Consider the following 21,324-nt stretch of genomic DNA (forward strand, 5'->3'; position numbering starts at 1 on the left):
TCAAGTCGAAAGCCCGCTCATGATTTCCTTCAAAGGTGCCCAGTATCCGAAAGATGTGATCCTATTCGCAGTATTCTTCTACGTTCGATACGGCGTTTCCTACCGCGATCTGGAAGAGATCATGGCAGAGCGAGGTGTTTCCGTCGATCACACCACGCTGAACCGCTGGGTGACACGATACTCTTGCGCAATCGCTGAAACAGCACGCCGCCGCAAAGGCAAATGCGACCGCTCCTGGCGAATGGATGAAACGTATATTAAAGTAAAGGGATCATGGGTTTACCTCTACCGAGCGGTCGACAAACACGGCAAAACGCTTGATTTCATGCTTTCAAACCGTCGGAACAAGCCTGCCGCCACCAAATTCTTCGCCCGGATGTTGGAGGTCAATGGTCTACCGCGAAAGATTGTCATCGACAAAAGCGGAGCCAACACAGCTGGTATCAAGGCGATCAACAAAATGCTGAAAAGCTTTGGCTGCCCGATCCCGATTGAGATGGTGAGGCGGAAATACCTGAACAACATCGTGGAACAAGACCATCGTTTCATCAAAAGACGCATCCGGCCAATGCTAGGGTTCAAGGCGTTCGCTTCAGCGGCAGCAACCCTCGACGGAATCGAAGTGGCACACATGATCCGCAAAGGTCAAATCACGCCCGGAGTCTGTCCGTTTCGTCAATTTGCAGAGCTGGCCGCTTAACCCGCCGGTACAATGCTATCGCTGTCGCCAGTCAAAACTTCGCAACAGATACTGTGTCGCAAACTTTGGGTCTGGATTGACGAGCATATAGATTTTGACGTTTGTTGGGTTTTGTCAGAAGAACTTGGGTTGAGGCGGGTAGGGTGCTCTCGTAGCCTTCGTGCATGATTAAACAGTCACCATTCAAGTACTTCAAGACCAGTCCAGACGTCATTCGTTTGGCTGTAATGCTGTACGTTCGGTTCCCATTGTCGCTTCGAAACGTGGAAGATCTATTGAATGAACGGGGAATTGAAGTGAGCCACGAAACCGTCCGATATTGGTGGAACAGGTTCGGTCCGATGTTTGCTGCTGAGATCAGACGGAGGCGAGTTCAGCAGCTGCGCGCGTTCTCCAAATGGAAGTGGCACGTGGACGAGGTTTTCGTGAAGGTGAATGGCAAGCGGCATTATCTTTGGCGGGCTGTTGATCACGAAGGCGAGGTGCTGGAAGCCGTTGTCATCAAACGTCGAAACAAGCAGGCAGCATTGAAATTCCTCAAGAAATTGATGAAACGACACGGTACAGCGGATAAAGTTGTAACGGATCGCTTCGCGTCATACAGGGCCGCTCTCAGAGAGCTTGGTGCAACCGAAAAACAGCAGACGGGCAGGTGGCTCAACAACCGCGTCGAGAATTCACACCTTCTTTTCCGACGACGCGAACGCGCCATGCAACGTTTCAGGCGCATGCGAAGTTTACAGAAATTCGCCTCCATCCATTTCTCCATCTACAACCACTTCAACCAGGAAAGATCGCTAACCAGCAGAGATACCTTCAAGCTGGCACGCACCGCCGCTCTCGCTGAGTGGCGCGAACTTGGTGCGGCATAAATGGCAGCTATACTGGCCTAGCTGAGACTTGTTCGAATTTGTCTGACAGCACCTTCCAGGCGTTTTGAGATGCAAGTCCGGCGGATACTATGGTGAATAAAAATTTCCTGGCAAGACCAGCTACACAAAACGGTCGCTCTTATGTCATGGTTGGTTCAAACACCACAAGCGATCAAGAGGACCGCGATGGCGCAGGCGGAAACCACCGATGAAAAAGCGATCCTGTCGCAGGATCCGCATAAGGTTCGGGACATTGGTGAGAAGAATCTGGAAACCGCAATCGGACGCGAAATTAGGGCGTTGCGATTGCAGCAGGGGATCACGATAGCCGAATTATCCGCTCTGACTGGCCTGTCGATCAGCATGCTGTCCAAAATCGAAAACGGGGCGACCTCACCGTCGCTGACCACGCTGCAATCTTTAGCAGATGCGCTTAGCACGCCGATTACCTCTTTTTTTCGCCGCTATGAAGAAACCCGAAACGCAGTGCATACCAAAGCGGGTGAGGGGGTCGAAACCGAGCGGGCGGGCACACGGGCCGGGCATCAGTATAACCTTCTGGGCCATCTTGGGGCTAATGCCAGTGGCGTGGTGGTCGAGCCCTATCTGATCACGCTAACCGAGGAATCTGACCGGTTCCCGACATTCCAGCATGACGGGATCGAGATGCTTTATATGCTCGAAGGTGAGGTGGATTATCGCCACGGCGACAGCATTTATGCCCTGAAGCCCGGTGACACGCTTTTCTTTGATGCCGACGCGCCGCACGGGCCAGAAGTTCTGGTGAAGCTGCCAGCGAAATACCTGTCGATCATTTCTTATCGGCAGACCAGCTAAGTCTTGCCTATTGTTCTTCGAGCCGGGCGGCCATCGGTCCTAGCGGTTGGCGGATGTGAGTGTCTCGCGCGATAGTTTCCCCACATGAATATTTATTTCTTATAGTTGTTTTTCTCGCCTCGCGCTGTTAGCGTCGGGCTCGATGAAATTTCATAGGGCAAAAGCTGATGTGTGGAATTGTCGGTCTGTTTCTCAAGGACAAGACATTGGAGCCCAAGCTGGGCTCGATGCTGACGGATATGCTGGTCACAATGACCGACCGGGGCCCGGACAGCGCAGGGATCGCAATCTATGGGGCCGAGGCCGCCGGGGCCGCGAAGCTGACAGTGCAGTCGGACAAGCCTGAGGAGGACTTCGCCGCGCTTGCCGCTGATCTGGGGGCGGCGATCGAGGCGCAGGTTACTCTGCAGGCCAATGACACGCATGCGATTCTGGAACTGGACAGCACGAAGGTGGAACAGGCCCGCCAAGCGGTGCGCGATCTGCGTCCCGGTCTGCGCGTGATGTCAGACGGCGCCGCGATTGAGATCTACAAAGAGGTCGGCCTGCCCAAAGACGTGGCAGATCGCTTCAACCTGTCGACCATGGGCGGCAGCCACGGGATCGGTCATACGCGCATGGCAACGGAATCCGCTGTGACCACGGAAGGCGCGCACCCGTTCAACACCGGCGCGGATCAGTGTTTGGTTCACAATGGATCGCTGTCGAACCACAATGCACTGCGCCGCAAGCTCAAGCGCGAAGGCGTGCGGGTTGAGTCGATGAACGACACCGAAGTGGGCGCGGCGTACCTGACCTGGAGGATGCAGAACGGCGCGACTCTGGGTGAGGCGCTGGAAAGCAGCTTGGAGGATCTCGACGGGTTCTTCACATTCGTGGTCGGCACAAAGGATGGGTTCGGCGTGGTGCGCGATCCCATCGCTTGCAAACCTGCGGTTATGGCCGAGACTGATCAATACGTGGCCTTTGGCAGCGAATACCGCGCGCTAGTAAACCTGCCGGGCATCGAAGACGCCAAGGTCTGGGAACCCGAACCCGCAACCGTCTATTTCTGGAGCCACTGAGATGCAGACCTATGATGTTGCAGAAAACGGCCTGCGGGGTTTGAATGCGGCCCTTCAGGCGCAAAGCGACGAAACGAACCAAACCAGTTGGGAAGTGCAGAATCCAAAAGGCAGCCACGCGATTGCCGTGGGTTTGGACGCACCGATTGAAGTGACCGTCAAAGGCTCGACCGGGTACTATTGCGCAGGGATGAACCTACAGGCGACCATCCGGGTTGAGGGCTCGGTCGGGCCGGGAGTGGCCGAAAACATGATGTCTGGCACCGTTGTCGTCGAAGGCGACGCCAGCCAATATGCGGGCGCGACCGGGCATGGTGGGCTTCTGGTGATCAAAGGCAATGCCAGCTCGCGCTGCGGGATTTCGATGAAAGGCATCGACATCGTTGTGCATGGCAATATCGGCCATATGTCCGCGTTCATGGCACAAGCAGGCAATTTGGTTGTGTGCGGCGATGCAGGCGATGCGCTTGGAGACTCGCTGTACGAAGCACGGCTGTTTGTGCGTGGCTCGGTCAAGAGCCTGGGCGCGGATTGCATCGAAAAAGAGATGCGGCCTGAGCATATCGAAATTTTGACTGACCTACTGAAGCGTGCCGGATCGGACGCCAAGCCCGAAGAGTTCAAGCGCTATGGCTCGGCGCGTCAGCTCTATAACTTCGACGTCGACAACGCTGCCGCGTACTGAGGACATGGGAATGAAAGATATGGATCAGAACATCCCCCGCACCATGCCGATTCAGTCGGCGACCTTTACAAATCCGATCAACGCGGAAATCCGACGGGCGGCGGCCACAGGTATCTACGACATTCGTGGTGGCGGTGCGAAACGCAAGGTGCCGCATTTCGACGATCTGCTGTTTCTGGGGGCGTCCGTCTCGCGTTATCCGCTGGAAGGGTACCGTGAGCGGTGCGATACCTCGGTGACGCTCGGTACACGTTTTGCCAAAAAGCCGATTGAGCTGGATATCCCTATCACGATCGCGGGTATGAGCTTTGGTGCATTGTCCGGTCCGGCAAAAGAGGCTCTGGGCCGGGGCGCTTCGATGGCTGGGACGTCAACGACCACCGGTGACGGTGGCATGACACCTGAAGAGCGCGGGCATTCTTCGAAGCTGGTCTATCAGTATTTGCCGTCGCGCTATGGCATGAACCCCAATGATCTGCGCAAGGCGGATGCGATTGAGATCGTCGTAGGGCAGGGGGCCAAACCCGGCGGCGGCGGCATGCTGCTGGGTCAGAAGATCAGCGACCGCGTGGCTGAAATGCGTACCTTGCCCAAAGGGATTGACCAGCGTTCGGCCTGTCGTCACCCGGACTGGACCGGGCCGGATGATCTGGAGATCAAGATCCTCGAACTGCGTGAGATCACCGGCTGGCAGGTGCCGATCTATGTGAAGGTCGGCGCGACGCGGCCCTATTATGACACTGCGCTGGCGGTGAAAGCCGGGGCCGATGTCGTGGTGATGGACGGGATGCAGGGCGGCACCGCTGCCACGCAGGACGTGTTCATCGAACATGTCGGCATTCCGACGCTGGCCTGTATCCGCCCTGCTGTTCAGGCGTTGCAGGACCTGGGTGTGCACCGCGAGGTGCAACTGGTGATTTCGGGCGGTATCCGCACCGGGGCCGATGTGGCCAAGGCGATGGCATTGGGCGCGGACGCGGTGGCCATCGGTACTGCAGCCCTGATCGCTTTGGGCGACAATGACCCGAAATGGGAGGCCGAGTATCAGAAGCTGGGCACCACAACCGGGGCCTATGACGATTGGCACGAAGGGAAGGACCCTGCGGGCATCACCACGCAAGATCCGGCACTGGCTGCGCGTCTGGATCCGGTCGAGGCCGGTCGTCGCCTGCGCAACTATCTGAAGGTGATGACCTTGGAGGCGCAGACCATCGCACGCGCCTGCGGTCACAATCACCTGCACAATCTGGAGCCCGAGGACCTCTGCGCCTTGACGATGGAGGCGGCTGCGATGGCCAAAGTGCCGTTGGCGGGCACCGACTGGTATCCGGGCAAAGCCGTGTTCTGAACTGCAAACAATACGAAGGCGCGGCCCAAAAGGGCGGCGCCTTTCTTCTTTGAACCAACTGGGAAAGGGAAGGTGACCATGACAACAGATCTGGCAGCTTTCGCCAAGGAAAAAGGCGTCAAGTATTTCATGATTTCGTTCACCGATCTGTTCGGTGGGCAGCGGGCCAAATTGGTTCCTGCGCAAGCGATTGCCGACATGCAAGAGGAAGGGGCGGGTTTCGCGGGCTTCGCCACCTATCTCGACATGACCCCGGCGCATCCCGACATGCTGGCTGTGCCTGACCCGTCTTCGGTCATCCAACTGCCGTGGAAACCCGAGGTCGCCTGGGTTGCGGGCAATTGCGTTATGGAGGGCGAGGATGTCGCCCAAGCGCCCCGCAACGTCTTGCGCCGCCTGATCGACGAGGCCGCCGCCGAGGGCATGCATGTGAAAACCGGTATCGAGGCCGAATTCTTCCTACTGACCCCGGATGGTGAACAGATCAGCGACCCGTTCGATACCGCCGAAAAGCCCTGTTACGACCAGCAGGCGGTGATGCGCCGCTATGATGTCGTGCGTGAGATCTGCGACTACATGCTGGACCTGGGCTGGGGTCCGTATCAGAACGACCACGAGGATGCCAACGGCCAGTTCGAGATGAACTGGGAATTTGACGATGCACTGCGCACCGCCGACAAACACTCCTTCTTCAAGTTCATGACCAAATCGGTGGCCGAGAAGCACGGCTTCCGCGCTACTTTTATGCCTAAGCCGGTCGAAGGTCTGACGGGCAATGGCTGCCATGCCCATATCTCGGTTTGGGATGCGCCCGGTGCGGATGCCGCAACCAATGTGTTTGCCGGTAAAGGTGACGGTCCAACGGGCGAGGTTGGCCTGAGCGAGAGGGGCAAGCATTTCCTCGGCGGGATCATGAAGCACGCCAGTGCGCTGGCGGCGATCACCAACCCGACCGTGAACTCCTACAAACGCATCAACGCGCCGCGCACGATGTCAGGTGCCACGTGGGCTCCGAATACCGTAACATGGACGGGCAACAACCGCACCCATATGGTTCGCGTTCCCGGGCCGGGCCGGTTCGAGCTGCGTCTGGCCGATGGTGCGACAAACCCCTACCTGCTGCAGGCCGTGATCATCGCGGCGGGCCTGTCGGGTATCCGCTCAAAGGCGGATCCGGGCCGGCGCTATGACATCGACATGTACGCCGAGGGCCACACGGTCAAAGACGCGCCCAAGCTGCCGTCGAACATGCTGGATGCGCTGCGCGAATACGACAAAGATGCCGGGCTAAAAGCGGCCCTAGGCGAGGAATTCTCGGCCGCTTACCTGAAGATGAAGCATCAGGAGTGGAATTCGTTTGTCAGCCATTTCTCGCGATGGGAAAAAGAGCATACGCTGGATATCTAACCACGTTGTCAAGATTGCGGGAATAGACTTGGAGCCGGTTCTATTGCGAAATTTCGGTTGGGTGAATCCAATTACCTGATACGCACCATCATCGTAACAAACTAGACCCCAGCCGGATTCTCCACATCCCTTCCCAAGGCAGCGAGATCTGAGTATCGGTCGCCGATCCGGTGGTGCGGGCGACCACGGGTAGATGCCCCCAGAGCCACAACAAGCTCATCCACATCCGGCGCGTCGTAAATCGAGAACTGCACTGTCAGGTAATGCGACCGCCGCCCGGTATCATGTTTGTCCATCAGCGGGATCTGAATTTGGGTGTTCGCGGGCCCTCGCGTGTTTGTGAAACCGAGATAGCTTTTTGCACCCACTGCCTCACGATAATAATTTCCGTACTGCAGGGTGTGAATAAGCGCGGAGGCATGTTCAATCTCACAACTTGTCCCGGCGATACAGGCTTTTCCGTAGGCTTCTATCGCATCGCCTGACCCCGCCAGAGCGATCAGTCTGTTGGTGAGCATCTCTCCCAGAACTGGCGCCATGCGCTGAATCTCTGGTGAAAGATCATCGACAAAGCCACGTCCTGCCCAAGGGTTTCTGACCACCGCTGCCACGCCGATCATGCGCAACACGGGTTCCGAAGGTCGGCCTCCTTCTGTGTGAATATCCTCATCAAAGGTGACTACCTTGCGCAATTCGGGGATCATATTGCTTCTCCTGTCAAACGTGATAGCTGTGGTGCCCGGTCGGTGTGTGTACGACGCCTTCGACTTCAGTTCCGTGGTAGAAACCAAATGTACCGTGGCTGTTTTCCTTTGCGTAACGGCGCAACATCGAATTTTCAGCCCCGTCGCGTACGCGTTCCAGCGGCAAGTCGCCGAGATCAAAGTACTGCATGCCGTCAGGGGGCTGCCCATGAACGCTTCCGTGGTAGATGATCCGCTGCGTCCCGCTTTTGGATATTCGATAAACCGCATAAGGATGCGCCAGCTCTACAATCAAATCTCGGTTTGACAGATCAGTGATCAGCCCATCTGCAGAATTGTTATTTGCAGGAGCAACCGGCACTGAAATGTGCCCGCTTTTGTCAACGGAGAGTAGGACCCGATCTTCGTTGGCCAGTACCGCTCCGACGGTCACACCACCTGCAGTGGCGGCCTCTGTCAGGGCACTGTTGAGCCCCAAATCGAAATAGGCACCGCGAAAGTAGCCCAGCGGATGTCCCTCGCGCGTTTCGAAATCCTCCACGCGGCCGATCAGGATCAGATGGTCACCAGCATCGACCAAACGGTGTCGGGCACAGCTGAACCGGGCGAGCGCGCCGTCTATCGTGGGCATGTTCCGCGCGTCAGGTTGCCAGGCTGCAATGTCGAATTTTTTGGCTGATTGAGACGCGAAAAGGCCCGAGATTTCTTTTTGGTCGTCCGACAAGACGTTGACCGTGAAATAATCCGCCTGCAGGAAGGTTTCAAAGGACAAGGCCTGCTTACCGACACAAACCAAGAGTAGAGGTGGGTCGAGAGAAACGGAGGTAAATGAGTTCGCCGTGAACCCGCGCGGGGTCCCGTCCGGCTGCCGGGTAGTTACCACTGTCACACCGGTGGCAAAGCGCCCGAAGGCGTCGCGCAGCGCCTTCCCGGCTAAGGGTTCCGTCGACTCCGGTGGGGGCAATCCTTCCAGAATGCTATTGTGCTCACCTAGCGCAGGAGGGGTCGTCAGTGCACCTTGGCGGTGCCGACCGAACCGCAACGGGTTTGCTGCCACGATCCAAGGTTCATGTCCCGCATCCGGATGCGGGACCTTCGCCAGCATGCCGCGGCTGGCTACATGAGGGTCGGCCGCGATGTCCGAGATAGTGTTCATCGGGCCGAACGGGACCTGGCCACCCAGTGTTGCCGTCAATTGGTCCTTAGTCCGTTGTCGGGTCCAATCGCTTACAATTTGGTTGACTTCGGAAGCATGGTTGGCCCGGGCCGACCTTGTGGAGAAGCGGTCATCTTGTCCAAGTGACGGTTGCCCCATCAGCCGTGTCAAAAGCTGCCAAAACGCATCATCGACAATACCAAGCGCGATGTGGCCATCGGCTGCCGGGTAGAGGCCAAACGGGGAAAGGAATGGATGCCCGTTGCCTTCCGGTCCGGGCACCTCTCCTGTCACGTCATGCAAGTAAACCATTCTTTCGCAGAGCGAGATCATGGCATCATACATGGCCACATCCACAAACTGCCCTTTGCCCGTCGCTTCGGCCTCGCGCAGGGCCGCCATGATACCGAAAGCCATCATCATGCCGGTGAATATGTCACCCACCCCGGGTCCGGTCTTGGTGGGTGTGTCAGCATTCGGTCCGGTGACGGACATCAGACCGCCCATGGCCTGCGCAACCACATCGTACGAAGGCCAGTTGGCATAGGGGCTTTGGCCTGTGCGCGGGTCGCCAAAGCCACGGATCGCGGCATAGACGAGCCGGGGGTTGTCGGCAGCAAGGCTTTCATAAGACAGGCCAAGGCGATCCATTACGCCCGGGCGGAAATTCTCGACGATGACATCCGCCGTTGCCGCAAGTTCTCGAAAAGTCGCGCAGCCCTCCGGCGATTTCAGATCAAGCTGCACGCTTTTCTTGCCGCGGTTCAGACTTACAAAGTAGCCGGCCCAGGCATGATCCGGATCGTCTTGACGGAACGGTCCGTTGCCGCGGCTGGTGTCGCCATGCTTGCTTTCGATCTTGATCACCTCGGCCCCGTGATCCGCCAAATGCATTGTACAATAGGGACCTGAAAGCATCCGGCTCAAATCCAACACACGCAGGCCTTTGAGGATTTGGGTGCTCATGGCTTCAGATCCAGATTGTTGAGAAAGCTGCGGAGTGGCTTGTTCACAGCGTCCGGGTCTTCGGCAAGTGCCATATGCCGCAGTCCCGGGAGGATAAGTGCACTGCCCCCCGCAATCTCGCTTGCGATGGCATTCGCCATCTCTGGCCCGTTGCCGAAATCCTCATCACCCGTAATCACCAGCGCAGGGCAAGAAATTGGCGGGCTTGGCGCAACAATTTCGTCGATACCATCGGCCAGCACGCGATAGATGGTGTGGTAAGTTGCTTTGTCATTGGCCATGACCCAGTCACGAACCGTGTTCATCATACGAGGGTTGGACTGACGAAGCGCCTCGGTGAACCATCGGTCCAGCGCGGCTTCGACCGTTGCTTTTGGTCCGTCCAGCCGTGCCTGTTCTACCCGTTTCAAAATTGCCTCTTGTGCAGCATCGGTCCGTTTATGTGGGGAATGCAGGATCACCAGAGCTGAAACCCGTTGTGGCACATCCTGGGCAAACCGACGCGCGATCATGCCACCCAACGAGAACCCTGCGATAACCGCGCTTTGGATGGCGCAGTGGTCCAGCAAGCTCTCTAGCTGTCGTGAAAACATTGAAAGGCTGGGGCGTTCGGGTGGCGGGGCACTTTGCCCATGACCATATAGATCATAGGTGAGAACGCGAAAGCGATCAGACAGTGCAGGGATCGTCCATTGCCAGCAATCCTGGTTCAGGCCCAGCCCATGGATCATTACCACAACAGGCGCACCTTCTGGTCCTGTCATTTTTAAATGGGTTCCGTCTGGTGCTATGCCCATCAGGATTGGTCCTTGAGGGGGCGATAGGCTACGACTTCGACCTCAACGCGGGCATCCACCAGAAGATCGCTGACCACAGCCGACCGGGTTGGAGGCTCAACCGGAAAATAGTCGGCGTAGACGGCGTTAAATCCAGGGAAATCGTCGCGCTCCCGCAGCCAGACCATGGCCTTGATGACATCGTCGCGGGTGCAGCCTGCCTTGGCTAGTGTCTTGGTGATGTCGTCCAAAACTGCGCGGGTCTGCTCTTCGACGGTGCCATCGGTCATAGGCACGCCGTCTCGCATAGGAATTTGCCCTGTCAGAAAAACGAAATCACCTGCCCGAATGGCGCGGGACAGCGACAGAACCCGTCCGCCAATTTCCAGTGGACCTCCGATAACCTGCTTTTTGCTACCCATTTCCAAGCCTCCCTTTGGAACAGCCTGCACCCATGATCGGATGCGAGACCCGGATTTTTCGACAGACTGCGTCGTATTTTCATAACCCTGAGGCGCGAAAGCAGACATGAATAGGGAGGCAACAATCAGGGGGGAGGCACGCCATGGCTGATGTCAAAAACTATCAGATGCTGATTGATGGCGACTGGGTCGACGCTGCGGATGGCGGTACTTTTGACAGCGTCAACCCAGCCAATGGTGAGGTCTGGAGCCGTGTTCCAGAGGCAACTGAGGATGATATCAACCGCGCAGTCACCGCGGCGCACACTGCTTTTAGCAGCGGCCCCTGGGCGCGGATGACACCGACCGAGCGCGGCAAATGCCTGCGCAAGCTGGGCGATCTTCTGGCGGATCATTCCGAAGAGCTGGGACGAACTGAATCCATCGACACCGGCAAGATGCTCAAGGAAACGCGTTGGCAAGCCAAGTACATTGCCGAGTTTTTCCACTTTTTTGCTGGGTGTGCGGATAAGGTAAGCGGCGAGACACTGCCCATCGACAAACCTGACATGTTTGTCTTTACCAAGCGCGAACCTCTGGGCGTGGTTGCTGCCGTGGTGCCCTGGAATTCGCAATTGTTCCTTGTAGCGGTCAAGATCGGCCCGGCATTGGCTGCCGGGAATACGGTTGTTCTAAAAGCATCCGAACATGCCAGCGCGGCCATGCTGGAGTTTGGGCGACTTGTCGAAATGGCCGGTATCCCGCCTGGTGTGGTCAACATCGTAACGGGTCATGGTGAGCCCTGTGGACGGGCTTTGACCGGGCATCCACTGGTGGCGCGCGTCTCTTTTACCGGTGGCCCAAATGCCGCGCGCCATGTGCTGGAAAACGCAAAACGCAACTTTGCCGAGGTCTCATTGGAACTGGGCGGCAAGTCGCCCTTCATTGTTTTTGATGACGCCAATATCGAAAGTGCAGTCAATGCCTCGATTGCCGGTATCTTTGGCGCGACAGGGCAAAGCTGCGTCGCCGGATCGCGGCTCTACTTGCACGAGGACATCGCGGATGAGTTTCTCGACAGGATGGTGGCGCAGGCGCAGCAGATCCTCATTGGCGATCCACTGGCCGAGGAAACTCAGATGGGGCCGCTTTGCACCCCTGGACAGTTGGACCACATCCAACGCGAGGTTGCCTTCGCTCAGGAAGAGGGCGGCACAGTTCTGGTGGGGGGCAAGCAGCCGGAAGGCAAAGCAGGGCTATATTTCGAGCCAACCATCATCGACTGCCCACGGCAGGATCTGCGTATCGTCGATACAGAGCTTTTCGGCCCTGTACTTTGCGTCCAGCGTTTTAAGACCGAATCTGAGGTGCTGGAACTGGCCAACGATACCGAACATGGGCTGGCGGCGGGCATCTTTACCACCGACGGCGCGCGATCCTTGCGCATGGCAAATGCGGTGCGTGCCGGCATCGTCTGGGTGAACACCTACCGTGTTGTGTCGCCGATAGCGGAGTTTGGTGGCGTTAAAGGATCAGGCTATGGCCGCGAAAGCGGGTTCCAGGCGATCTACGATTACACCCGGCCCAAGACGGTCTGGATGAACACATCGGATGAGCCGATGGCGAACCCGTTTGTAATGCGCTGAGGGAGGTGAGCATGAAATTCCAACTTGCCGTAAACATGGAGCGGATCGACAACAGTCTTGATATGAAAGACGTCGCGCGCCACACATTGGAGATGGTGCAAATCGCCGAGGATGGCGGTTTCGATATCGTTTGGGCTGCTGAGCATCACGCGCTGGAAATGACGATTGCGCCCAACCCGTTCCAACTGCTGACTTGGTGGTCATCCGAGACCAGCCGGATCCGGCTTGGTACGGCGGTGGCGACCGCTGCGTACTGGCACCCGATTAACCTGGCCGGTGAAGCCGCGATGCTGGATCTTTTAAGCGGCGGTCGGTTGGAGTTTGGTATCGGGTCAGGTGCCTATCAGCGCGAGTTCGATCGCATGAAGCCGGGCCTCAAGCAATCTGATGCGTGGCGCTATATGCAAGAGATGCTGCCCACGGTGCGCGAGTTGTGGAAGGGCGATTATGCGCATGAAGGCGAATATTGGCAATTCCCGACATCAACCTCGGTGCCCAAACCATTGCAAGCCGAGGTTCCGGTTTGGGTCGCGGCGCGCTCGCCGATCACCTATGACTACGCCATGCGTGAACGCTGCCACGTGAATTGCTGGCCTTTCACCCGCCCGTTCGCTGAGGCCGAGCTGTACAAAAAGCAACTCGATGAGGCGATTGAAAAAGCGGATAATGGCTGGGTGCCACGTTTTGCGCTGATGCGCCATTCCTGCGTTTACGACAATGCGGCCGATGGCGAAAACGCGATGAAGGCGGTGCGACGATTGCTGAGCCAGTTCGAAAACCTCTATCGCAATTTGGGCGATGTCAAAGATGGTTTTCCTGCTTCCATTCCGCTGGATCAGTTGGAGGGCCGGGAACAGTATGATCCCTTGATGCTGGAAGAAAACCTAATGTTCGGTTCACCTGAGCGTGTGATTGGAAAGCTCAAGAAATATCAGGGGCTCGGTGTGAACGAGTTCATCTACTATGCCTCGATGGGGCTTGATCACGCGGCGCAGCAGCGATCCTTGCGCATGTTCTGCGACGAGGTCATGCCGGAATTCAAGGAGGACTGAAGCAATGGCAGAAGGGGTCAAAACACACCGCGACGGCCACGTTCTGGAAATCACACTAGAGCGGGGCAAAGTAAACGCCATCGACGTTCCCACCAGTCAGGCCTTGGCCGCGGCGTTTCAGGAGTTGCACGAGGACAAGGACTTGCGTTGCGCGATTCTGACCGGGGGCGGAGATCGAATTTTCTCGGCCGGTTGGGATTTGAAGGCCCTGAACGAGGGCGAAATGCAGCTCGACAACTGGTGGGAAAGTGATGACTACGGGTTCGGCGGGTTCACGGGTCTGACCGAGAATTGGGCGCTCAATAAGCCGGTTATCGCGGCCATAAACGGTCTGGCAATCGGTGGTGGGTTCGAAATGGCCATGGCCTGTGATCTTTTGATCGCGGCGGACCATGTGGAGTTTGGCCTACCTGAAATGCCTTTGGGCATCGTTCCAGATGCGGGGGCACTGCAACGCCTGCCTCGAAGAATACCGCACAACATCGCGATGGAGATGTTTCTGTTGGGCCGTCGGATGACCGCGACGGAGGCGGCGCATTACGGGTTGGTCAACAAGGTGGTTCCAAAGGATCAATTGATGGCGGCGGCCCGGGAATGGGCGGCCTCGATTGCCTGGTCGGCGCCTCTTGCAATGCAATCTGTCAAGGAAGTGCAGCGCGAGATCGAGTGCGTGCCGCTGGAACAGGCCTTTCACAAGATGCGCACCGATCCGATGCCGATCTACCGCAAGATGCTGAAATCTGATGACGCGGCCGAAGGTGTCGCGGCTTTTGTCGAAAAGCGTGAACCCAAATTCAAGGGTGAGTGATGTATCCTGACCCCTCATCGATCACCCGCATCACCAGCATTGGAGCCGGCCCCATCGGCGGCGGCTGGGCAGCGCATTTTCTTGCGCGCGGTTATGATGTGACCGCCTATTTGCATGACGCGAGCGAATCCGATGCCTTTCACGCAATCTTACGCACTGCTTGGAAGAGCTTGACGGACTTGGGGCTTGCCGCCGGCGCGTCGCTTGACCGCTTGCGCATCGTTACAGATTTGGAGGCTGCGCTGGACGGCGCCGAATTTGTGCAGGAAAGCGCGCCCGAGCGTCTTGAGATCAAGCAGGCACTTTATCAACGACTCGGGCTCATTTTGCCAACAGACGTCGTGATTGGCTCTTCCACGTCCGGCTTGATGATGACCGACATCCAAGCGACTTGCGCGACACCGGAACGCTGTGTGATCGGCCATCCCTTCAATCCACCATATTTGCTACCACTGGTCGAAATCGTGGGCGGCGAACAGACATCACCAGAGGCGGTGGCTTGGGCCGGGGAATTCTACGAAATAGCGGGCAAGGCCCCGTTGATGATGAAAAAAGAGATCCCCGGCTTTGTCGCGACCCGACTGCAAGAGGCGCTTTGGCGAGAGGCCCTGCATATGGTCGCCAATGGAGAGGCAACGCCGGAAGACATCGACATCGCACTCATGAACGGCCCGGCGCCTCGTATGGTCTCGCAGGGTCAGTGTATGGCTTTTCACGTGGCCTGTGGTGCCGGAGGCATGGCCACCAACCTGGATCAGTTCGGCCCGGCGCTTAAACTGCCCTGGACCCGGTTGGAGGCACCTGAGCTGACGAAGGAATTGCGCGATCGCATGGTCGATGGCTGCAACGCTGTCGCCGGCGACCGAGATTTCGAGGACATGGCAGCCCAACGAGATCGCGAAATAGTTGCAGTGCTGAATGCTCTGCGTCAGTCCCGCGGGGGATAACCTTGAGCGGGCACGTTGTTCAGAATGGACAAGAAATCCGAGAGAGAGCCGGGCCAGCTGGGTGCCGGCTCGCTTTTCGGCCATGCCTCACGGTATTCGGATGGGCGCCGGCCGAAGAATTTACCGAATGAATAGGCAAAATGTGACAGTGTATTGAATCCTGATGCGGTGGCAATCTCGCGTACACTGAGGTCGGTCGAAATCAACAGTAGGCGAGCATTCTGCAATCGGCGCAATAAGCCGAATTGCACCACGGTACAGCCCACGTGTTTCTTGAATTGGCGTTCCAGTTGACGCTGAGAAACACCCAGAACATCAGCGATTTGGGGCACTTTGAGCGGCTCTTCTATGTTTTCTTCGATCAGGGTCATCGCTTCTCGGATCAACGGAAGCATGGTTTCCGTGCTCCGGCCCATGGTGCTGCGCTGGGGTGAGGCGGCGTCGCGAATGGGGTGATGCAGCATCTGGTCTGCAATCTCCCCCGAAAAGCCGCTGTCGCTGATGGATTCAATCAGCCTTAGCATCAGATCGACCCCAGCCAACCCGCCCGCGCACGTCATTACCTTGCCGTCAATAGTGAACAGACACTCATGGACATCGACCCGATCAAAGGATTCCCGGAACCCGCTCAACCACGACCAGTGAATAGTCGCAGGTTTGCCGTCCAACAGGCCTGCACGTGCGACGATGTAGCTGCCCAATTCAACGCCGCAAACAGTTTCGCCTGCGCGTGCGCGTTTTCGCAACCAGGTGAGTAAAGCGGTGTTTTCGTAGTGTTCAGTACCCCAACTGCCCAACACAAACACAAAACCTGCCGGAGTGAGGCTCCCGTAGTCGGTGTCAACTGCGGTCGTCATGCCATTGCTGGCAACAATCTCAGGACCGTCGAACGAGACGATGTCCCAGGAAAACATCGGTTCTGGCGCCAGGTAATTTGCGATCCGCATGGTTTCGATCATGGTGATCAGCGTGGTCAGGTTGAAACGCGGGACAACGACAAATACGGCATGCCGTTTAGCCCGAGCCATATGCGTTGTGATGTCGACATGCATTGGTTTTACCAAGAAGCTTTAGGTCAGATTTTTCGCCATTCTAGCCTAATCTGTGGCGGATAATCGACATCTTTATCCGTCAATCGCGCGGCAATCTAGGTAAAAAGGGGGGCTCGGATATGACCTACGAAGTTGTGCTGACCTGCGCAGTTACCGGTGCGGGAGATACGACCGGCAAGAGCTCTCACGTGCCGGTGACCCCGAAAGAAATTGCTGATGCGGCAATCGAAGCCGCCAGGGCAGGGGCCTCTGCCGCGCATGTGCATGCGCGTGATCCTGAAACGGGGCAGGGCTCGCGCGATCCGGCGCTCTTCAAGGAAATCGTGGATCGAATACGCGAAAGCGATACGGATGTGGTCATCAATGTTACGGCAGGTATGGGGGGCGATTGGATTTCAGACCCGTCCAATCCCGCCATGCCCGGTCCGGGCACCGACATGATCGGACCAGAAGAACGGCTGGCCCATATCAAGGAATGCCTGCCTGAAATCTGCTCTCTCGATTGTGGCACGCTGAATTTTTCCGACACGGACATGATCTATATTTCCACGCCACCTACACTGCGTCGGATGGCGGCACTGGTTCAGGAATGGGGTGTGAAGCCCGAGCTTGAGGTCTTTGATCTCGGCCATATCCGATTTGCCAAGGCGATGGTGGAGGAGGGGCTGATTGATGCTCCGCCGATGTTCCAGTTGTGCCTTGGAATTCCATGGGGGGCCGATCAAACGGTGGAAACCATGGCGGCCATGAAGGCGCAACTGCCCGTAGGCGCCAGCTGGGCCAGTTTTGGGATTGGGCGGGGGCAGATGCCGATGGCAGCCGCAGCTGTCGCGCTTGGCGGGAATGTGCGTGTCGGTCTTGAGGACAACATCTACCTTGATCGCGGGGTTCTGGCGACAAACGGCCAGCTTGTCACCCGCGCCCGAGAGATTATCGAACGGATGGGTGGGCGGATCCTGACACCGCAAGAGTCGCGCAACAAGCTGAACCTGAGGGGGGCGGATGGCTGATCCAACCCAAACCGGTAGCTTGCAAATTCGCAATGTCTCCAAGTTTTTTGGTCAGTTCCGTGCTGTCAACGACATCTGCCTGGATATCCGAAATGGAGAGTTCCTGACGCTGTTGGGCCCGTCGGGATCGGGCAAAACCACCTTGTTGATGATGATCGCCGGGTTTCTCGACATATCGAAAGGAGAGATTGCGCTGGACGGTGCGTCCATCTCGAATGTGCCCGCCGAAAAGCGCAATTTCGGCATGGTGTTTCAAGGATATGCTTTGTTCCCCCATATGACTGTTCGCGACAACGTAGGTTATGCGCTAAGCGTGCGTAAACGCCCCGCCGACGAAATTCGGAACCGTGTCGACGAGATGCTGGAGCTGGTTCAGCTTCAGGAGTTTGCAGATCGCAAACCGGGGCAATTGTCTGGTGGTCAGCAACAGCGTGTGGCCCTTGCACGTGCCTTGTGTTTTGCGCCGCCTGTGCTGTTGCTGGACGAACCGCTGGGAGCGCTGGACAAAAAGCTGCGTGTCGAAGTGCAGGAGCAGCTCAAGGACATTCATCGCCGCGTTGGCACTACCTTCATCTATGTCACGCATGATCAGGAAGAGGCACTGTCGATGTCTGACCGCATCGTGATCATGCGCGACGGCGCGATCGAGCAGGTCGGAACGCCAAAAGAGCTGTACGAGCGCCCGATCAATCAGTTCACCGCCAGTTTCCTCGGGAAATCGAACTTTATTCATCAAAACGGAAAGGTCTTTGCCCTGCGCCCGGAAAAAATTGATCTGATGCCTGGCAACGAAAACACCGAGGCCCGGATGAGGGGCGCCATTCGCAGCATCACCTATTTCGGCTCGATGCAGCGGATCATCGTGGACACCGACGAAGGGGCCGAGATTGAGGTAGATATCGACGTCTGGCGCAACGCCTCTGATCTGACAGAGGGGGTGCGGGTGGATTTGCTTTGGAAGGACTCAGCAGCAGTGGAGCTACAAACGGGCTAGGCACCCCAACACAGAACGCCCAGAGGCGTCATGACCGAAAGCCGGGTCAAATCTCGGATCAAATGGGAGGAAGAAAATGCACGATAAACAATTCAAAAAGGAAATGCTTGCCGAAAGTGCCCAGGCGTTTAGGGCTGGCCGTATGGACCGGCGCACGTTTCTTGCGCTTTGCGGTGCCTCGGGTGTTGCAATGAATGCGGTACTGGCGGGCGACGCCGAAGCGGCGGCAGACCATGTCGTGATGTGGAACTGGGGCGGCCAATCCGAAGAATGCCATGGCTCGGCCATCGGTGAGGCCTTTACCGCCAAAACCGGCAAAGGTTTGAAGTTTGATACCTCTGGTCCGCTGGAAGGCAAGATCAAGGAAATGGTCGACAGTGGCAATGTGACTGCCGATGTGGCGGATGCGGACTTATTCAACGCCGTGTCACTTGGACCAACCGGGCATCTGGAGCCGATTGACTATTCCGTGGTGTCCAAGGATAAAACGCTGCCCGGCTATGCGCTGGAATATGGGGTGTCGATCATCCTCTACGGGTATGCCTTTGTGTATGACACTGAAGCCTATGGCGATAATCCACCGCAAAACTGGGCCGATTTCTTTGATACCGAGAAATTCCCCGGGACCCGTGCGCTTTACAAATGGGCAAATGGGTCGCTCGAGGCCGCATTGATGGCCGATGGCGTCGCTGGCAGCGATCTCTACCCGCTTGATATGGACCGCGCTTTGAACAAAATCCAGTCGATCAAAGATGACAGCCTTTACTGGGGCTCGGGATCGGAAGTTCACTCGATGGTGGTCAACAACGAGGTCTCGATGGCGATCATCTGGCAGAACCGAGGTCGCAACATCGAAAACGACACCGATGGCCAGTACAAGTTGGTGAACAATCAGGCGATGGCGATGCCGGGGGCGTATATCGTGCCCAAGGGCAACCCGGCGGGTGCCGCAGTCATGGATTTCATCGCCACGGCGCAGGACATACCAGCGCAGTTGGCGCTGTTGGATTGCCTTGGCATGACCCCGTCGAATCCCGAGGCCTTTGGCCAGATCCCCGAGGACCAACAGCCTTATGCGATAACCTCGGCCATGAACATCGACAAGATCGTCTACAACGATCCTGAATGGTGGGGTAAAAACGGCGGCGACGCGGTGAATGCCTTCCTCGAAGCGATCAGCTGATCGCTTTAGCTTATGGTCACCCGATCCTAAGGGTCGGGTTGCCAAACCCATGTCGAAAGCTCTGGATGCAAGCCTTAAACCGTCATATCCACCCAGGATGGCTGATTATCGCGCCTTTGCTGCTGATGGTGGTCGCGCTCTATCTGGGGCCGATCCTGAATATCCTTTGGCTGAGCGTGACAGACCCCGAGCCCGGGTTCGGCAACTATGCCAAGCTGACGGAAGGTGACGCCCTGATCCGCATTGTCTGGACCACGGTACGCATCTGCATCATCACGACGGTCTTCAGCGTCATTTTCGGCTATTCCATCGCCTACGCGATGGTGCACTGCCATCAACGCCAGAAGACTTACATGCTGACCCTGCTATTGGTGTCGTTCTGGATCTCCATCCTCGTACGCACCTTCGCCTGGCTCATGTTGCTGGGACGCAAGGGGCTGGTCAATGTCACATTGGAAGACATCGGCCTAGTTGCTGAACCCATCGCCTTCATGCGCAACGAGTTGGGCGTTCTGATTGGAATGGTGCATTACATGATCCCCTATGCGGTGTTGCCATTGCTGGTCTCGATGCAATCCATTGATCAGAGGGTGATGGACGCCTCGCGCAACCTGGGGGCCAGCGGAAGCCAGACCTTCTGGCGGGTCTACCTGCCCATGACCATGCCGGGGCTTGTGGCTTCGACCCTGTTGGTCTTTATCCTCAGCCTCGGGTTTTATGTCACCCCGGCCGTGTTGGGCGGCGGCAAGGTGCTGATGGTGGCAGAATACATCTCGGTTCAATTGCTGGTGACTTTGAAGTGGGGCACGGCGGCGATGCTGGCGGCCATCATGCTGTTTGGCGTTCTGGCGATGCTTTGGATCATGTCGCGGTTCATGAAGCTGAGCACGGTGTTCGGGGGGGCAGCGCGATGAAGCCGGGCCTGTTCTCATTTTTCAACCGCGTGGGGGCATGGGTGCTGCTGTTGTTTCTAGTGACACCGGCCCTGATCGCCATCCCTGTTTCGTTGACGCCGAAACGCTTTTTGTCCATGCCGCAGGGCGAGTATTCTCTGCGTCATTTCGAGAAGCTGTTCACCAGTGAGGAATGGCTGTCGAGTTTTTTCCAAAGTGGCGTGATTGCCCTGTCCTGCTCCGCATTAGCGACGCTTTTAGGCACGCTTTGTGCGATCGGTCTATGGCGGGTGTCATCGCGGTACAGCGAATTGGTTCGCGCCTTTCTGCTGCTGCCTTTGATCATACCGCAGATTATTTCCGCCATGGCGTTCTATCGGTTGTGGATCCCTCTGGGTCTATTGGACAGCTACGCCGGTTTGATCCTTGCGCATACAATCCTGGCAGCCCCAATGGTGCTGATCACGGTCAGCGCGTCTTTGGCAACGTTTGATCCCAAGCTTGAACAAGCCTCCAAGAATCTCGGGGCCTCCAACTGGACCACCATGCGCCGGGTGATCCTGCCTTCGATCAGGCCGGGGGTTTTTGCCGGGGCGCTCTTTGCCTTTATCCTCAGCTGGGATGAAATCGTGGTGACCTTGTTCATCTCGAAATACAGCGTTTACACGCTGCCGCGCCGCATGTGGAACGGCATCCGTGAAAACACCGATCCGACAGTGGCTGCCGCTGCCGTGATCCTGATTGCCATCACCCTGATTGCCTTTGCCGTTTCTGCGATTCTGTCGCGGCGAAACACGCGGGCTCAGGCAGAATGAATGAGGCT

At 57.2% G+C, this 21,324-nt stretch carries 21 protein-coding genes; 16 read left to right on the top strand and 5 right to left on the bottom strand.

From position 1 onward, the window contains the following. The first annotated feature begins 19 nt into the window (after positions 1 to 19). The 7 genes from ACT2B1_RS20185 to glnT all read left to right on the top strand — a co-directional run bounded on the left by ACT2B1_RS20185 (position 20) and on the right by glnT (position 6,913). Positions 20 to 700, top strand: coding sequence for an IS6 family transposase (locus ACT2B1_RS20185; protein ID WP_481669055.1), 681 nt, complete (start codon positions 20 to 22; stop codon positions 698 to 700). Positions 701 to 864: 164 nt separating this feature from the next. Next, positions 865 to 1,572, top strand: a complete 708-nt coding sequence (locus ACT2B1_RS20190; protein WP_142638726.1) for an IS6 family transposase — start codon at positions 865 to 867, stop codon at positions 1,570 to 1,572. Positions 1,573 to 1,758: 186 nt separating this feature from the next. After that, a complete protein-coding gene (locus ACT2B1_RS20195; RefSeq protein ID WP_142638724.1) occupies positions 1,759 to 2,409 on the top strand; it encodes a helix-turn-helix domain-containing protein in 651 nt (216 codons plus the stop codon). A 167-nt stretch (positions 2,410 to 2,576) separates the two neighbouring features. Then, positions 2,577 to 3,473 (top strand): class II glutamine amidotransferase, encoded by an 897-nt coding sequence (locus tag ACT2B1_RS20200; RefSeq protein ID WP_142638722.1) that lies wholly within the window; start codon positions 2,577 to 2,579, stop codon positions 3,471 to 3,473. Position 3,474: 1 nt separating this feature from the next. After that, on the top strand, positions 3,475 to 4,158 hold the full coding sequence (locus tag ACT2B1_RS20205) for a GltB/FmdC/FwdC-like GXGXG domain-containing protein (RefSeq protein ID WP_142638720.1): 684 nt from the start codon (positions 3,475 to 3,477) through the stop codon (positions 4,156 to 4,158). Between the two features lie 19 nt (positions 4,159 to 4,177). Next, positions 4,178 to 5,506, top strand: a complete 1,329-nt coding sequence (locus ACT2B1_RS20210) for an FMN-binding glutamate synthase family protein (protein WP_142638863.1) — start codon at positions 4,178 to 4,180, stop codon at positions 5,504 to 5,506. 78 nt (positions 5,507 to 5,584) lie between these two features. Further along, positions 5,585 to 6,913 carry a type III glutamate--ammonia ligase gene (gene glnT / locus ACT2B1_RS20215; protein WP_142638718.1) on the top strand — a complete coding sequence of 443 codons (1,329 nt, stop codon included), beginning with the start codon at positions 5,585 to 5,587 and terminating at the stop codon, positions 6,911 to 6,913. 101 nt (positions 6,914 to 7,014) lie between these two features. Here glnT and ACT2B1_RS20220 read toward each other — a convergent pair whose 3' ends face one another. From ACT2B1_RS20220 to ACT2B1_RS20235, 4 genes are read right to left on the bottom strand one after another with little or no spacing between them, the layout of a single operon-like run. Further along, on the bottom strand, positions 7,015 to 7,617 hold the full coding sequence (locus tag ACT2B1_RS20220) for an amino acid synthesis family protein (RefSeq protein WP_010443804.1): 603 nt from the start codon (positions 7,615 to 7,617) through the stop codon (positions 7,015 to 7,017). 13 nt (positions 7,618 to 7,630) lie between these two features. After that, positions 7,631 to 9,739 carry a CoA transferase gene (locus ACT2B1_RS20225; protein WP_481669056.1) on the bottom strand — a complete coding sequence of 703 codons (2,109 nt, stop codon included), beginning with the start codon at positions 9,737 to 9,739 and terminating at the stop codon, positions 7,631 to 7,633. Next, positions 9,736 to 10,503 carry an alpha/beta fold hydrolase gene (locus ACT2B1_RS20230; RefSeq protein ID WP_245223750.1) on the bottom strand — a complete coding sequence of 256 codons (768 nt, stop codon included), beginning with the start codon at positions 10,501 to 10,503 and terminating at the stop codon, positions 9,736 to 9,738. Before ACT2B1_RS20230 ends, ACT2B1_RS20225 begins: the two co-directional genes overlap by 4 nt. Positions 10,504 to 10,535: 32 nt before the next feature. Then, complete coding sequence (locus ACT2B1_RS20235; RefSeq protein ID WP_170418304.1) at positions 10,536 to 10,937, bottom strand: RidA family protein; 402 nt, start codon at positions 10,935 to 10,937, stop codon at positions 10,536 to 10,538. Between the two features lie 143 nt (positions 10,938 to 11,080). Here ACT2B1_RS20235 and ACT2B1_RS20240 point away from each other — a divergent pair, with 143 nt between their 5' ends. From ACT2B1_RS20240 to ACT2B1_RS20255, 4 genes are read left to right on the top strand one after another with little or no spacing between them, the layout of a single operon-like run. After that, positions 11,081 to 12,562, top strand: coding sequence for an aldehyde dehydrogenase (locus ACT2B1_RS20240; protein ID WP_170568169.1), 1,482 nt, complete (start codon positions 11,081 to 11,083; stop codon positions 12,560 to 12,562). 11 nt (positions 12,563 to 12,573) lie between these two features. Then, on the top strand, positions 12,574 to 13,614 hold the full coding sequence (locus ACT2B1_RS20245) for an LLM class flavin-dependent oxidoreductase (RefSeq protein ID WP_170486588.1): 1,041 nt from the start codon (positions 12,574 to 12,576) through the stop codon (positions 13,612 to 13,614). Between the two features lie 4 nt (positions 13,615 to 13,618). Further along, positions 13,619 to 14,422 carry a carnitinyl-CoA dehydratase gene (locus ACT2B1_RS20250; RefSeq protein WP_170418313.1) on the top strand — a complete coding sequence of 268 codons (804 nt, stop codon included), beginning with the start codon at positions 13,619 to 13,621 and terminating at the stop codon, positions 14,420 to 14,422. Beyond that, positions 14,422 to 15,369 carry a 3-hydroxyacyl-CoA dehydrogenase NAD-binding domain-containing protein gene (locus ACT2B1_RS20255; protein ID WP_170486587.1) on the top strand — a complete coding sequence of 316 codons (948 nt, stop codon included), beginning with the start codon at positions 14,422 to 14,424 and terminating at the stop codon, positions 15,367 to 15,369. Before ACT2B1_RS20250 ends, ACT2B1_RS20255 begins: the two co-directional genes overlap by 1 nt. On the opposite strand, the gene ACT2B1_RS20260 is transcribed toward ACT2B1_RS20255, so the two are convergent. Beyond that, on the bottom strand, positions 15,351 to 16,421 hold the full coding sequence (locus ACT2B1_RS20260; RefSeq protein WP_170418318.1) for a GlxA family transcriptional regulator: 1,071 nt from the start codon (positions 16,419 to 16,421) through the stop codon (positions 15,351 to 15,353). The genes ACT2B1_RS20255 and ACT2B1_RS20260 overlap by 19 nt on opposite strands. 119 nt (positions 16,422 to 16,540) lie before the next feature. On the opposite strand from ACT2B1_RS20260, the gene ACT2B1_RS20265 reads away from it, so the two are divergent. The 5 genes from ACT2B1_RS20265 (at position 16,541) to ACT2B1_RS20285 (ending at position 21,316) form a co-directional block, all read left to right on the top strand. Then, positions 16,541 to 17,431, top strand: a complete 891-nt coding sequence (locus ACT2B1_RS20265; protein ID WP_120981302.1) for a beta-keto acid cleavage family enzyme — start codon at positions 16,541 to 16,543, stop codon at positions 17,429 to 17,431. Then, a complete protein-coding gene (locus ACT2B1_RS20270) occupies positions 17,424 to 18,425 on the top strand; it encodes an ABC transporter ATP-binding protein (protein WP_029622289.1) in 1,002 nt (333 codons plus the stop codon). The genes ACT2B1_RS20265 and ACT2B1_RS20270 overlap by 8 nt, the downstream gene beginning before the upstream one ends. A gap of 76 nt (positions 18,426 to 18,501) precedes the next feature. Next, positions 18,502 to 19,608: an extracellular solute-binding protein gene (locus ACT2B1_RS20275; RefSeq protein ID WP_170418321.1), complete on the top strand. Its 1,107-nt coding sequence runs from the start codon at positions 18,502 to 18,504 to the stop codon at positions 19,606 to 19,608. A 65-nt stretch (positions 19,609 to 19,673) separates the two neighbouring features. Next, positions 19,674 to 20,522, top strand: a complete 849-nt coding sequence (locus ACT2B1_RS20280; RefSeq protein ID WP_010443824.1) for an ABC transporter permease — start codon at positions 19,674 to 19,676, stop codon at positions 20,520 to 20,522. After that, positions 20,519 to 21,316 carry an ABC transporter permease gene (locus ACT2B1_RS20285; RefSeq protein ID WP_170486585.1) on the top strand — a complete coding sequence of 266 codons (798 nt, stop codon included), beginning with the start codon at positions 20,519 to 20,521 and terminating at the stop codon, positions 21,314 to 21,316. The genes ACT2B1_RS20280 and ACT2B1_RS20285 overlap by 4 nt, the downstream gene beginning before the upstream one ends. The last annotated feature ends 8 nt before the right edge of the window (positions 21,317 to 21,324 follow it).

The organism is Ruegeria sp. S263 (genome assembly GCF_056780525.1).